General features: G+C 65.1%; 14 protein-coding genes. 8 read left to right on the top strand and 6 right to left on the bottom strand.

Translation table 11 applies throughout. From position 1 onward, the window contains the following. Positions 1-20: 20 nt before the first annotated feature. Together EJ072_RS18925 and EJ072_RS18920 are read right to left on the bottom strand one after the other, a co-directional pair. Entirely contained in the window at positions 21-1,055 is a 1,035-nt protein-coding gene (locus tag EJ072_RS18925) for an aldo/keto reductase (protein WP_126080798.1), read from the bottom strand. 78 nt (positions 1,056-1,133) lie between these two features. Beyond that, the gene (locus EJ072_RS18920) at positions 1,134-1,892 is read right to left on the bottom strand and encodes an SDR family NAD(P)-dependent oxidoreductase (protein ID WP_126080797.1); all 759 of its coding nucleotides are present in this window, start codon (positions 1,890-1,892) and stop codon (positions 1,134-1,136) included. A 120-nt stretch (positions 1,893-2,012) separates the two neighbouring features. Here EJ072_RS18920 and EJ072_RS18915 point away from each other — a divergent pair, with 120 nt between their 5' ends. Further along, complete coding sequence (locus tag EJ072_RS18915; RefSeq protein WP_245466905.1) at positions 2,013-2,615, top strand: TetR/AcrR family transcriptional regulator; 603 nt, start codon at positions 2,013-2,015, stop codon at positions 2,613-2,615. 7 nt (positions 2,616-2,622) lie between these two features. Here EJ072_RS18915 and EJ072_RS18910 read toward each other — a convergent pair whose 3' ends face one another. Next, positions 2,623-3,540, bottom strand: coding sequence for a polyprenyl synthetase family protein (locus tag EJ072_RS18910; protein ID WP_126080795.1), 918 nt, complete (start codon positions 3,538-3,540; stop codon positions 2,623-2,625). A 128-nt stretch (positions 3,541-3,668) separates the two neighbouring features. On the opposite strand from EJ072_RS18910, the gene EJ072_RS18905 reads away from it, so the two are divergent. The 4 genes from EJ072_RS18905 to EJ072_RS18890 all read left to right on the top strand — a co-directional run bounded on the left by EJ072_RS18905 (position 3,669) and on the right by EJ072_RS18890 (position 6,730). Continuing rightward, entirely contained in the window at positions 3,669-4,376 is a 708-nt protein-coding gene (locus EJ072_RS18905) for a transglycosylase domain-containing protein (protein WP_189343365.1), read from the top strand. A 253-nt stretch (positions 4,377-4,629) separates the two neighbouring features. Next, on the top strand, positions 4,630-4,812 hold the full coding sequence (gene rpmF / locus EJ072_RS18900) for a 50S ribosomal protein L32 (RefSeq protein WP_006203806.1): 183 nt from the start codon (positions 4,630-4,632) through the stop codon (positions 4,810-4,812). A gap of 270 nt (positions 4,813-5,082) precedes the next feature. Further along, a complete protein-coding gene (locus EJ072_RS18895; RefSeq protein WP_095804621.1) occupies positions 5,083-5,484 on the top strand; it encodes a hypothetical protein in 402 nt (133 codons plus the stop codon). Positions 5,485-5,668: 184 nt separating this feature from the next. Then, the gene (locus EJ072_RS18890; RefSeq protein WP_126080793.1) at positions 5,669-6,730 is read left to right on the top strand and encodes an alpha/beta hydrolase; all 1,062 of its coding nucleotides are present in this window, start codon (positions 5,669-5,671) and stop codon (positions 6,728-6,730) included. Positions 6,731-7,027: 297 nt separating this feature from the next. Here EJ072_RS18890 and pyk read toward each other — a convergent pair whose 3' ends face one another. Then, positions 7,028-8,455, bottom strand: coding sequence for a pyruvate kinase (gene pyk, locus EJ072_RS18880; RefSeq protein WP_126080792.1), 1,428 nt, complete (start codon positions 8,453-8,455; stop codon positions 7,028-7,030). After that, the gene (locus tag EJ072_RS18875; RefSeq protein ID WP_189342600.1) at positions 8,452-9,006 is read right to left on the bottom strand and encodes a DUF1036 domain-containing protein; all 555 of its coding nucleotides are present in this window, start codon (positions 9,004-9,006) and stop codon (positions 8,452-8,454) included. Before EJ072_RS18875 ends, pyk begins: the two co-directional genes overlap by 4 nt. Positions 9,007-9,176: 170 nt before the next feature. Between EJ072_RS18875 and EJ072_RS18870 the strand changes: the two genes are divergently transcribed. The 3 genes from EJ072_RS18870 (at position 9,177) to EJ072_RS18860 (ending at position 11,890) form a co-directional block, all read left to right on the top strand. Then, entirely contained in the window at positions 9,177-9,974 is a 798-nt protein-coding gene (locus tag EJ072_RS18870) for an N-formylglutamate amidohydrolase (RefSeq protein WP_126080790.1), read from the top strand. Between the two features lie 28 nt (positions 9,975-10,002). Beyond that, positions 10,003-10,311 (top strand): DUF1244 domain-containing protein, encoded by a 309-nt coding sequence (locus tag EJ072_RS18865; protein WP_126080789.1) that lies wholly within the window; start codon positions 10,003-10,005, stop codon positions 10,309-10,311. Between the two features lie 397 nt (positions 10,312-10,708). Next, positions 10,709-11,890, top strand: a complete 1,182-nt coding sequence (locus EJ072_RS18860) for an MFS transporter (protein WP_126080788.1) — start codon at positions 10,709-10,711, stop codon at positions 11,888-11,890. On the opposite strand, the gene EJ072_RS18855 is transcribed toward EJ072_RS18860, so the two are convergent. Further along, positions 11,848-12,762, bottom strand: a complete 915-nt coding sequence (locus EJ072_RS18855; protein ID WP_126080787.1) for a LysR family transcriptional regulator — start codon at positions 12,760-12,762, stop codon at positions 11,848-11,850. The two genes, EJ072_RS18860 and EJ072_RS18855, sit on opposite strands and share 43 nt — an antisense overlap. Between the last annotated feature and the right edge of the window lie 93 nt (positions 12,763-12,855).

Here is a 12,855-nt window from a genome sequence, read left to right as displayed (position 1 = left end):
GTCCCGACGCGTCGCCGCGCTCATACCGCCGCCCGTTCCGCGGCTGGACGGCGGCGGAGGCTGGCGGTGGTCAGAGCCGGTGGATTGTATGCGGCCTCGTTCAGGCCGACATCGGTGCCGGGCGGAACGATCCGGTCGATGCGGTCGAGGACGTCGTCGGCCAGGGGGATGTTGGCGCCGGCAAGCAGGTCGTCGAGATGCTGCATGGTGCGCGGGCCGAGGATCGCCGATGTCACGCCGGGATGCGCCATGACGAACGCCATCGCCATGTGAGTGAGGGACATGCCGGCTTCGGCCGCCAGCGGAATCAGCTGCTCGACCACATCGAGGCTCCGCTCATCGGACATTTGCCTCGGCATGAATTTCGCTCGTATGCCGCCCTCGGGCAGCGGCTGCCCCTTGCGGTAGCGGCCGGTAAGCAGGCCTTTGGACAGCGGGCTCCAGACCAGCACGCCCATGCCGTAGCGCTGACAGGTCGGCAGCGTGTCGCGTTCGATGCCCCGGTCGAGGATCGAATAGGGCGGCTGCTCGGTGCGGAAGCGCGCGAGGCCGCGCCGCTCCGCGACCCACTGCGCCTCGACGATTTCGGAAACCGGGAAGGTGGAGGAGCCGATGGCGCGCACCTTTCCCGCCCGCATCAGGTCGGTAAGCACCGAAAGCGTCTCTTCGATGTCGGTGTCCGGCGAAGGACGGTGGATCTGGTAGAGGTCGATGTAGTCCGTCTGCAGGCGCTTGAGCGAATCCTCCACCGCACGGGTGATCCAGCGCCGCGAATTGCCCTGCATGTTGGGATCATCGCCCATCGGGCCGTGGACCTTGGTGGCAAGCACGATGCTGTCGCGGCGCCCCTTCAGGGCCTTGCCGACGATCTGCTCGGATTCGCCGGCGCTGTAGCGATCGGCGGTGTCGACAAAGTTGATACCGAAATCCAGCGCCTTATGGATGATGCGGATCGCATCGTCATGATCGGCATTGGCTATGCCGCCGAACATCATCGCGCCCAGGCAGTAGGGGCTGACCTTGATGCCGGTTCGTCCGAGCGTACGGTACTGCATGGCTATTCTCCTTGAATTCGACGCGCCGCCAAGCGGCCTGCGGCAGAAGCAGCGCTGCCGGCCATGTTCGATCTGCCGTCACCAGGGGATCGTCACATTTTCCCACCTTGTGAACGTCCCCGAGGGACCCTCCGGACCGAGCAGGGCGACACGGACCACCTCGCGCGAGCCGTCCTCGACCGACTCCGTTCCGCCGTAATTGTTGAGGTTGGTGCGGGTGTAGGCCGGCGAGACCAGGTTGACCTTGATGCCTGTCGACTCGAGCTCAATCATCATCGCCAGCGTTATGGCGTTGAGCGCCGTCTTGGAGGCCGGATAGACCGGGCCGAACAACGCGCGATAGCCGAAGGCAGGGTCGGCGTTGGAGGTCAGCGAGCCGACGCCGCTCGACACGTTGACGATGCGGGCATCCGCCGACCGGCGCAGCAGCGGCAGCATTGCCTGGTAAACGGCAAGCACGCCTAAGACGTTGGTCTCCCACACGGCGCGTACTTCATCGAGGGAGACGTTGCTCGGGCGGGTCAATCTGGCATGGTCCTCGACCGTCGCGTCCGGCCGGCGCCCGGTGTTCGAAATCGCGGCATTCTGCACGAGCAGGTCGAGCCGGCCGAATTCGTCGCCGATACGCGCCGCCGCGGCGGTGATCGAGTCCTGGTCCGTCACGTCGAGCTGCAGCGCAATGGCGCCCGGTCCGATCTCGCTCGCCGCCGCCTCGCCGCGCTCGAAATTGCGCGATCCGACAAGGACGGTGACCCCGTTTGCCGCAAGTGCCTTTGCGACCTGCAGGCCGACCCCTTGATTGGCTCCGGTGACCAGCGCGATGCGATTGTCCGGCATGATCGTCTCCTGTTGTCCGATTGATTGTCACAGCCGCCGCTCTGCACTATGTTGGCGGATATGGAACAGTGTTCCGATTCACAAATACGGAACATCGTTCCGTTTTTCAAGAGGTATTTGGTGAGCGGGAAACGGCGCACCCAAAATGAGGTGGCGGAGGGCGTCGACCGACGCGTACGGGTCGACGTCCAGCGCAACCTCGACGCGCTGCTGCAGGCGGCCAAGGCGGTGTTCGCGACCTCAGGCGTCGATGCGCCGGTGCGCGAGATCGCCGAGAAGGCGGGTGTCGGGGTCGGTACGGTCTATCGGCACTTCCCGCGGCGCTCAGATCTCGTGGCCGCGGTGTTTCGTCGTGAAATCGATGCCTGCGCCGCCGCCGCGCCTCTCCTCGCGGCCAGCTATGAGCCTGGCGAGGCTTTGTTGAAGTGGATTGAGCGCTACGTGGCCTTTATCGCGACCAAGCGCGGCTTGGCCGAAGCGCTGCATTCGGGAGATCCCGTCTTCGAGCCGCTGCCGCTATACTTCCAGCAGAATCTGGAGCCCGCGCTCGGCCAACTACTCCATGCCGCGGCGACCGCGGGGGAAATCCGGGGCGATGTCGATGCAGGGGACCTGCTCAACGCCATCGCGAGGCTGAGCGGCGCCGATCAAGCCCAGCGCATGGTCGCCCTGCTGGTCGACGGCCTTCGCTATGGCAAGAAAGCATCTTCAGGCCTCCGATAGCCTGTCGTCAGCTGTTGCGCGTCGCGACAAAGGTCGCAGCCTCCTTGAGCAACCCTGCCTGCTCGCCATAGGGCTCGAGCAGCCCATGCGCCTGGTCGATCAGCCCGTGCAGTTGGCCACGCACCCAGTCGGGGCCGTGCAGCGAAGCGAGCGTCGCCTTTCCGGCGGCGGCGTCCTTGTTCGTCGCCTTGCCCATCTGCTTGGCGTCGGCGGTCAGGTCGAGCAGGTCGTCGGCGAGCTGGAAGGCAAGGCCGATCGCGGAGCCGAATTCGGCCAGCCGCTCGCGGTCGGCCGCCGGCGCGCCGGCGACGATCGCGCCGGCCTCGCAGGCGAAGCGGATCAGCGCGCCGGTCTTCATCGCCTGCAAGGTGATGATGCCCGCCTCATCCGGCCGTTTGCGCTCGGCGTCGAGATCGAGCATCTGGCCGCCGACCATGCCGCCGGCGCCGGCCGCGCGCGCGAGCGCCAGCACGAGCGCCACCCTGCGGTCGGCAGGCAAGGCCGTCGCCCCGTCGGCGATGATGTCGAAGGCCAAGGTCAGCAGCGCGTCGCCGGCGAGGATGGCTGTCGCTTCGTCGAAGGCCTTGTGCACCGTCGGCTGGCCGCGCCGCAAATCGTCGTCGTCCATCGCCGGCAGGTCGTCATGGATCAGCGAATAGCAATGCACGCATTCCAGCGCCGCGGCGACGCGCAACGCCGCGTCATTGTCGGCCGAAAACAGCGCGGCACTTTCCATGACCAGGAAAGGCCGCAGCCGCTTGCCGCCGTTGAGCACGCCATGCCGCATCGCCGCCATCAGGCGCTCGGGCCGCGCGATCTCACCGGTGAGCGGACGCGCGTCGAGAATCCGGCGCAGCTCGGTCTCGACGGCAGCGGCGCGCAGGAAAAGCGCGGTTTCGAAGGCGATCTGGTCGTCTTTGCTCATGGCCGGGAGCGGTAGCCGACACTCAGACATTGCGCAAGCAGGCGCGCGCCTTTATGCCGGAGGGGGCGAGGCACGGGTGGGACGGCTTGACGGAACCGATCGTCGAACATGGAAGCGAAGGGCTGGACATGGCGCGCTCGCGGCGCCTGAGCCGCGCCAGTCTGAGGCGCATCGGCCGGCGCTGCCTGGTCGTCGCGCTCGTGCTGGCGGCCATTCCGGTCGTGCTCACCTTCCTCTACCTGCCGTCCTTCGTGCATCCGATATCGACCCTGATGCTGAAGGACCTCGCGACCTTCTCCGGCTACGACCGGCGCTGGGTGTCGATCGATGACGTGGCGCCCGTGCTGGCGCATTCGGTGATCATGTCGGAAGACGGGCAGTTCTGCTTCCATCGCGGCGTCGATCTCGGCGAATTGCGCGGCGTGGTCGATGACGCTCTGGCCGGCGAGGCGACGCGCGGCGCCTCCACCATCACCATGCAGACGGTGAAGAACCTTTTCTTGTGGTCGCGGCCGCTTGGCAGCGTGCGCAAGGTCGTCGAGTTGCCTTTAGCCGTCTATTTCGATGCGGTGATGTCGAAGCGGCGGATCATGGAGATCTATCTCAACATCGCCGAATGGGGCCCGGGCATCTACGGCATCGAGGCCGCCGCGCGGCATCATTTCGGCGTCTCGGCCAAGCAGTTGTCGCGCAGGCAGGCCGCTCTGCTCGCCGTCAGCCTGCCCAACCCGATCGCGCGCAATCCGGCGAAGCCCGGGCCGGGACTGAGGCGGCTGGCCTCGCTGATCGAGCGGCGCGCCAGCCGGTCCGGCGCCTATGTCGGATGCCTGGATTAGGGCGTGATCCCGAAAAGTGGGAACCGGTTTCGGAAAAGATCACGCTCCAACGAAGACTTGGACCAGGACGGCGTTTCGACGAAACGGCATCCTGATCCAAGCGAAGCGGCGCCGGCTCAAAAAAATTCGCGGCCAGCGCTGGCCAAAACGGCGCAAGGCGTGTATAGGCACCCGACTTTCTCAGATTATGGCCTCGATGCGGCCCTTTCGCGAGGGTTGCCGGGGCATTTTGACCATGTAGTGGAGCATATCCATGGCCGTTCCAAAAAGAAAAACCTCTCCGTCGAAGCGCGGCATGCGCCGCTCGGCCGACGCCCTCAAGGCCCCGACCTATGTCGAGGACAAGAATTCCGGCGAAATGCGTCGCCCGCATCACATCGACCTGAAGACCGGCATGTATCGCGGCCGCCAGGTTCTGGAGCCGAAGGAAAGCTGAGAGGCTTCCAAGGTTTGCGACTTTCAAAAGACCGGCCCCTGGCCGGTCTTTTTGTTTTGGCGCCCTGGCGGTCCGCCGACTGGTGCCGAAGTCGGCATGAGGTGGCTCCTCCAGAGATCGCGCCTGGAGGGGACGTAATGTCAGCCGGCAACCGGCTGACATCGTTATTTCATTAGGTCTTACAGCGTGTTCGTCGCCGCGGCGAAAAACCTTGACGGCGCGCTTGCCGCGGATTTTACAAAAGGGGGTGCCCTGATTGGAGTCGCCCAGATGTTCGGTGCCATCCCGCTGCTGATCGTGCCTTTCGTCCTCTACAATCTCGGCCTGCTCGGATTGTTCGGCGGCGGCGACGACCCCTGGATGACCGAGATGTTCTCCTTCCGCATGATGTCGGGCGGCGTCTTCTCCATGACGCTCGGCGACCTGATGGTGCTGATCGGGCTGATCTTTCTGTTCGTCGAGATCTCGAAATCGGTGCGCACGACCAATGCCTCGATCCTGGATCACCTTCTGTCGACGCTGGTCTTCATCGCCTTTCTCGTCGAGTTCCTGCTGGTGAAGGGCGCGGCGCACTCCGTCTTCTTCACGCTGATGATCATCGCGCTGTTCGACGTGCTGGCCGGCTTCTCCGTGTCGATGCGATCGGCAAGCCGCGACATCAATCTGAACTAGCCCCGGCACGGAAGTTCAGACGGGCTGCTCCCGTTGCTGGATGGCATGCGTTGACGATTGGCGGAGACCTCCGGCTCGCGCGCACCACGGCAGCGTGACAGATTCCGGCTGCCAACGCAGCCTCAACCTGTCAAGATCGCCTGACCGCTGAACCAGATCTTCACCTGCCCTCGTATCTCACCGCATGAACCTCATCGGCGCCGCGCTCCTCTTCCTCATCGCACTCCTCTTTGCCCTGGCCGGCATCACCCGCGCCGGCGTCTGGCTGATCGAGCGACGCAGTCCGCCAGCCGGCGAGTTCGCCGAGGTCAACGGCGCGCGCATCCATTATGCCCATATCCCGGCACCTGCCGGCGCCGACCTGACGCCGCTCGTCTTCATCCATGGCGCCAGCGCCAACCTCAAGGACCAGATGCTGCCGCTGAAGCCGCTGCTCGAGGGCCGCGCCGAGATGCTGTTCCTCGACCGCCCGGGCCTCGGCTGGTCGCGGCGCGGCAACAACGAAACTCTGGCCGCGCAGGCCGATACGATCGCGGCGCTGATGGACCGCCTCGGCATTGCAAAGGCCATTGTCGTTGCGCATTCCTTCGGCGGCGCGATCACCACGGCTTTCGCCCGCCAGCATCCAGAAAAAACAGCGGGTCTCGTCTTCGTGTCACCGGCCACGCATCCCTGGCCGGGCGGCGCGACCGCCTGGTACTACAAGCTCACCGCCATGCCGGTGGTCGGCTGGCTGTTTTCCGAAACGCTCGCCTATCCGGCCGGCATGCTGCGGATCGGCGATGCGACGGCTTGCGTCTTCTCCCCCAACACCCTGCCGGACTTCTACCTCCAGAACGCCTCGATCCCGCTGGTGCTCAGGCCATCCGCCTTTCGCGCCAACGCACGCGATGTCGCCCAGCTCCACGACTATGTCCGGGCCGCCTCTCCCGCTTACCGGGAGATCAAGGCGCCGACCGTCGTCATCTCGGGCGACCGCGACAAGGTGGTCTACGCGACGATCCACTCCGTCGGCCTCGAGCGCGACATTCCCGGGGCCGAACTGGTTTGGGTCCGCAATCTCGGCCACAAGCCGGACTGGATCGCACCCGATCTCGTGGTCGGCGCGATCGAGAGGGTGGCCGGCGCGCCGATCGACTTGCAGGCAATGGCAAGGACCGTGGAAGGCCGTATCGCCGGTGATGCCCATAACGACGGAAAATGCCCCGACATCAAAGTGCCCGACGCCGAGCTCGCGCCGACCTGATGAGCTTGTATTGCAGTCGCCAACGACCTCACGTCGGCGCTGCCCCTCATCGCCCTGCCGGGCACTTCTCCCCGTATAGTGACGGGGAGAAGGAGCGCCGCATCGACGATTTCGCCAATCGCCAACGTAGCAGGAACGGCGCCAAGTTTGCGGCCAGCCTCTTCTCCCCGTCACTATACGGGGAGAAGGTGCCGGCAGGCGGATGAGGGGCAGCGCCGACCCTGAAAGCTTTCATGTCGCGATCGCGACGGCGTGCCTTGCGGCTAGTCACTCGGCAACTGACCCAGCCACTGGCCGCTAATGCGTGTCCGACCCGATATACGCAATCCGCAGCATATTGGTCGATCCGGGTGTCCTGAGCGGCACGCCGGCCGTGATGATGACGCGGTCGCCAGGCTTGCCGAAACCTTCTTCCAGCGCGATCCGGCAGGCCCGGTCGACCATGTCGTCGAGGTCGGTAGCATCCTCCGAAACCACGCAATGCGTGCCCCACAGCAGCGACAGGCGGCGTGCCGTGCTGAGGATCGGCGACAGCGCCACGATCGGCACCTGCGGGCGCTCGCGCGCGGCGCGCAGCCCGGTCGTGCCGGACGCGGTGTAGGAAATGATCGCCGATAGTTTCAGCGTCTCGGCGATCTCGCGAGCGGCCAGCGAAATGGCGTCGGCCCCGGTCGCCTCGGGTTCCGAACGCTGCGCGTTGATGATGCCGGCATAGGTCGGGTCGGTTTCGACCTTGGTGGCGATGCGGTTCATCATGCCGACAGCTTCGACCGGATAGGCGCCGGCCGCGGATTCGGCCGAAAGCATGATTGCGTCGGCGCCCTCGAACACGGCGATCGACACGTCGGAGACCTCGGCGCGGGTCGGCACCGGCGCGGTGATCATCGATTCCAGCATCTGTGTGGCAATCACCACCGGCTTGCCGGCGCGCCGCGCCGCGCGCGTGATCTGCTTCTGGATGCCGGGCACGGCTTCGATCGGCATCTCGACGCCGAGATCGCCGCGGGCGACCATCAGCGCATCGGAGAGATCGATGATTTCGGGAAGCCTGGCCACCGCCTGCGGCTTCTCGATCTTGGCCATGATCAGCGCCCGCCCGCGCGCGATCTTGCGCGCTTCCGCCAGATCCTCCGGCCGCTGCACGAAGGACAGCGCCACCCAGTCGACGCCCGTGGCAAGCACCGCGTCGAGATCGGCGCGGTCCTTGTCGGTCAGCGCGCCGACCGGCAGGTCGGTGTCGGGCAGGCTGACGCCCTTCTTGTCGGAGATTCCGCTACCGGCAACGACGGTGCAGGTGATCGACTTGCCGTCGGCCTTCACCGCCTTCAGCTCCAGCTTGCCGTCATCGATCAAAAGTCTGTGACCGGCCTCGACCGAGCTCAGGATTTCGGGATGCGGCAGGTACACGCGCTTCGACGTGCCGGGCTCGGGATTGTCGTCGAGCGTAAAGGTCTGGCCGACAGTCAGCGCTTCCTTGCCGTTGGCGAACTTGCCCACCCTGAGCTTCGGACCCTGCAAATCGGCGAGAATGCCGATCGGCCGGCCGACGGCGGCCTCGACGGCGCGGATGCGCCCGACCAGCGTGCGCATCAGCTCGTGGTCGGTATGGCTCATATTGATGCGGAAGACATCGGCGCCCGCTTCGAAGAGCTTCTTCAGCATTTCCTCGGAGGAGGAAGCCGGACCGATGGTGGCGAGGATCTTGACCTTGCGGTTGCGTCTCATTGACTGTTTGTTCCCGGAGCGGGGGTCGCTGGCGCGCCTCCCGTTGCGGGCTCGTCGGTCAGCTGGACCATCCAGCTGGCCTGCTCGCCCGTGTCATATTCTTGGAATCCGGCGCGTTGGAAGCCCCGAGCGACGCAATCATTCACGCCGGCGATCTTGAACTCTTTTTCGGCGACGCACATGTTGATCGGGCCATCCCAGCGCCCGCCACGCTCGGCGTCTTCTGCATAAAGATAGTAAAACCTTGATGACAGCGGACCCTCGATCAGCGTCTTGCAGGTCGATCCTTCGATGTGCCACCAGCCCTCGGTGATCCAGCCGGCCTTGGCGCGATAGCCGATGCCGACGCCCACCAGATTTTGCGTTGCGTTGCAAACGCGGAAGTCGGCCCGGGCCGGCGAGGTCGCGGCTATCGCGAAAAATCCCGCGCCGACGATCAGCAACGGCAGGGCCAGGCGCTTGCGCAGCCGGCCGGCAAAACCCATCGCAGATCCCCTTGCGAACCACATTTGCATCTCTCGAAGCCCCTTTTCAGCAAACTCCGGTCGCATGTCAACGCGCCGTTTTGTTCAATTCCAATCGATTTAGAAGGGCCCGTCGCGCAAATTCTCCCCGCGCCGGGGATTTTTTGCGGAAACCTTGGCCAAACAACGGCATTGCGCCGGCGTCTTCTTCGTGGAATGACGATACCACATCGCAGCCGCCATCCCCTTTTCAGCCGATGACCCGATCCACAGTTTTCACGCCGTTCGACATTGTCGAGGGCGACCGCAAGAAGGGGGTCGTGCTTCTGGCCGACCACGCCCGCCGCGACCTGCCGGAGGAATATGGCAGCCTCGGTTTGCCGGCATCCGAATTCGACCGTCACATCGCCTATGACATCGGCGTCGAGACGGTGACGCGCGAGCTCGCGACCGCGCTCGACGCGCCGGCGGTGCTGGCAGGCTTCTCGCGGCTGTTGGTCGACCCCAACCGGGGCGAGGACGACCCGACCATGATCCGTCAGCTCTATGACGGCACCGTGGTGCCGGGTAACTATCCGATAGCTCCGGAAGAGCGCGAACGGCGGCTCGACCGCTTCTACAGGCCCTATCACGACGCCGTCGGCGCGATGATCGCCTCCGTGGCGCATGCGTCGGGCAAGGCGCCGTTCATCTTCTCCGTCCATTCCTTCACGCCGGTGATGCAGGGCTTCGTCCGCCCCTGGCATGTCGGCGTGCTGTGGGACCGCGACGACCGCGTGGCGCGGCCGCTGATCGACATGTTGGCGCAGGACAGGTCCCTCGTCGTCGGCGACAACGAGCCCTATGACGGCGCGCTGCGCGGCGACACCATGTTCCGCCACGCCATCGTCAACGGCTACGCGCATGCGCTGATCGAGATCCGCCAGGACCTGATCGCCGACCGCGCCGGGGCGCTCGCCTGGGCCGAGCGGCTGGCGCCCATCGTTGACGCCATCGACCGCCGTGCCGATATACATCAGGTGAAGATGTTCGGCTCGCGCACCGGGCCGGTGTAGGCAGGCCGACAGTCCAGGAGTTTCCGAGATGACCGAACTCAGCGACGACCAGAAGCGCGATTTCGAGGCCGCGGCTTTCCGCCGGCTGGTGGCGCATCTGCGCGAGCGCGGCGATGTCCAGAACATCGACCTGATGAACCTCGCCGGCTTCTGCCGCAACTGCCTGTCCAACTGGTATCGCGAGGCCGCCGAAGCCGAGGGCGTGGCGCTGTCGAAGGATAAATCGCGCGAGATCGTCTACGGCATGCCTTATGCCGAATGGCAGGCGCTCAACCAGACCGAGGCTTCAGAAGCCAAGAAGGCCGAGTTCGAGGCCAAGCGGCCGAAGGATCATTGACGCTGTCGAATGCCTTCGCGACTTCGTCATTCCAGGGCGGAGCAAGGAGCGAAGCGACGCGCGCAGACCCTGGAATCCATGCCGTTACGACTATCGAAGAGTGCAGCGGTCCAGAATATGATCGTAGTGCACCCCGGGGATGGTTTGCGTCGTAGCGGCGCTTCCAGGTCACGGAATGGATCCTCGGGTCTGCGCGCGTCGCTTCGCTCCTTGCTCCGCCCGTGGATGACGAATGGAGGGGCGATTCTGCTAATCTCCAAAGCTGCAGTATGCCTCGAACAGAACCAATCCTCGGCCGCTCCCTTGGTCCAAGCACTTTCTTTGTTCAGTTCTTGACTACAAATTGAATCGATCTAATTTGCCGCGCGAACCATTTACCGCAGCGGAAATCCGGACGATGAGCATGCAAACCACGATGCAGGCCGCGACACGCGGCCGCTGGGCCGTCGCCGGTATCTTCCTCGCCAATGGTTTTCTGACCGGCAGTTGGGCGCCGCAGATCCCGGTGTTCCTGACCCGGCTCGACATCACTCGGTTCACGCTCGGCCTGCTGATCCTTTTGTTCGGCGTCGGCGCGGTCATTGCCATGACCTGCTGCGGCCATCTCATTTCCAGGCATGGCTCGCGCAGCGTGACGCGTTGGTTCGGCGTCTGCGGCAGCTTCGGCCTGCTGATCGTGGCGCTCGCGCCCAACGTGCCGCTGGCGGCCATCGCCATGCTCATCTTCGGCGGTTCGATCGGCGGCATGGATGTCGCCATGAACTCGAACGCCGTGGTGGTTGAAAGAAGGCTTTCCCGGGCGATCATGTCCTCCTCGCACGGCTTCTGGAGCCTTGGCGGCTTCGCCGGCGGCGCGCTCGGCGGCTATTCGATCCAGAACTACGGTTATCTTCCCCATGCCGTCGCGGTGACGGTGATCGCCTTTGCCGTGATCGCCTTCGCCATTCGCCATCTCGTCGCCGAGGACCGGCCGCAGGCTGTCGAGCATCAGAAATTCACGCTGCCGCGGCACACCGCCGTCTATCTGGTCGGGCTGATGGCGCTGCTCACTATGATCTCCGAAGGCGCGGTGCTCGATTGGGCGGCGCTCTTCCTGCATCAGGAACTGGGCGCCGACCTCGCGGTCGCCGGCCTCGCCTATGCCGCCTTCTCGGGCGTCATGGCGCTGATGCGCTTCCTGGGCGACAGCGTGCGCAACCGCTTCGGCGCAGTGCAGACCTTGCGCGGCTCGGCGCTGGTCGCGGCCGCCGGCATGCTGGTCGCCGGCCTCTCGTCCTCGCCTTACCTCGCCATCGCCGCCTTCGCCTTCTGCGGCTTCGGCATCGCCAACATGGTGCCGATCCTGTTCTCAGCCGGCGGCAACCAGGAAGGCATGTCGTCCGGCACCGGCATGAGCGTCGTCACCACCATGGGCTATTCCGGCATATTGGTGGCGCCGTCGGCGATCGGCTTCGTCGCGGAGCATTCGAGCTTCGGACCGATCTTCATTGCGCTTTCCGGGCTGCTGGTCGTCGTGCTCCTGATGGCAGGGCTCGCTCACCGCGCAGAATTCGCTCCCGAACCCGTGCCGGCCGAATAAAGCTTCAGCCCCTCATGCAGGAAATCCGCCACGCGGCGGATGCGCATGCTGGTGCGCACGTCGCGATGCATCGCGAGCCAGACAGGCAGGACCGGCAGCGGCACATCGGGCAACAGCTTTTCCAGGTCCGGATCGCGGTCGGCCAACGGCTCCTGGCCGAGGCCGATGCCGTTTCCCGTGCGCACCGCCTCCCACAGCACGATCTGGTTGTCGGTCCTAAAGCGGAAATGGCTGCGGCCGACCGGAATGCCGAACGACGTGAAGCCGCGAATGATCTCGTCACTGCGGTCGAAGCCGACCAAGGCGTGATCGGCGAGGTCGGCGGGTTTTTCCGGCCGGCCCCGCCGGTCGAGATAGACGCTCGCCGCGCATAGGCAGAGCGGAATGTCGGTGACCTTGCGCGCCACCAGTTCGTTCTGCGCCGGCCGAACCATGCGGATGGCGATGTCGGCATCGCGACGCAAGAGATTCTCGACCTGGTTGGAGGCGACGATCTCGACCTCGATGCCAGGCTCCTCTTCGCCGAGCCGCGCCATCATGTCCGGCAGAACGAAGGCGGCGACCACTTCCGAAGCGGCGATGCGCACCGTGCCCTCGATCGCCTCGACAGAGCCCAGCGCCAGCAGCGAGAACGCATTGGCCTCAGCGCTGACCGCCCGTCCGCGCTCGTAGAGCGTGCTGCCCGCCTCGGTCAGCTCGTAGCCGCGACGCGCACGCCGGAACAGCGTGACGCCGAGCGCGGCCTCCAGCTCGGCGATGTGGCGGCCGAGCGTCGGTTGGCTGGCCGCGAGCCGGCGCGCGGCGCCCGACAGACTGCCGGTCTCGGCGACTGCGACAAAACTCTTGATCAGGTTCCAGTCGAATTCCTTCATTCATTTTTGAATAACAGAACGTCGACTTCGGTCAATTTCAATTCGTCGATGAAGGCATCAGATTGCAGGTGCAAACGCAAACCACGGAGAGAA

The organism is Mesorhizobium sp. M2A.F.Ca.ET.046.03.2.1 (genome assembly GCF_003952425.1).
In the GTDB taxonomy this organism is placed as follows: Bacteria; Pseudomonadota; Alphaproteobacteria; order Rhizobiales; family Rhizobiaceae; genus Mesorhizobium.
The sequence above is the reverse complement of the archived record's forward strand: the minus strand, read 5'-3'. Positions and strand labels throughout refer to the sequence as shown.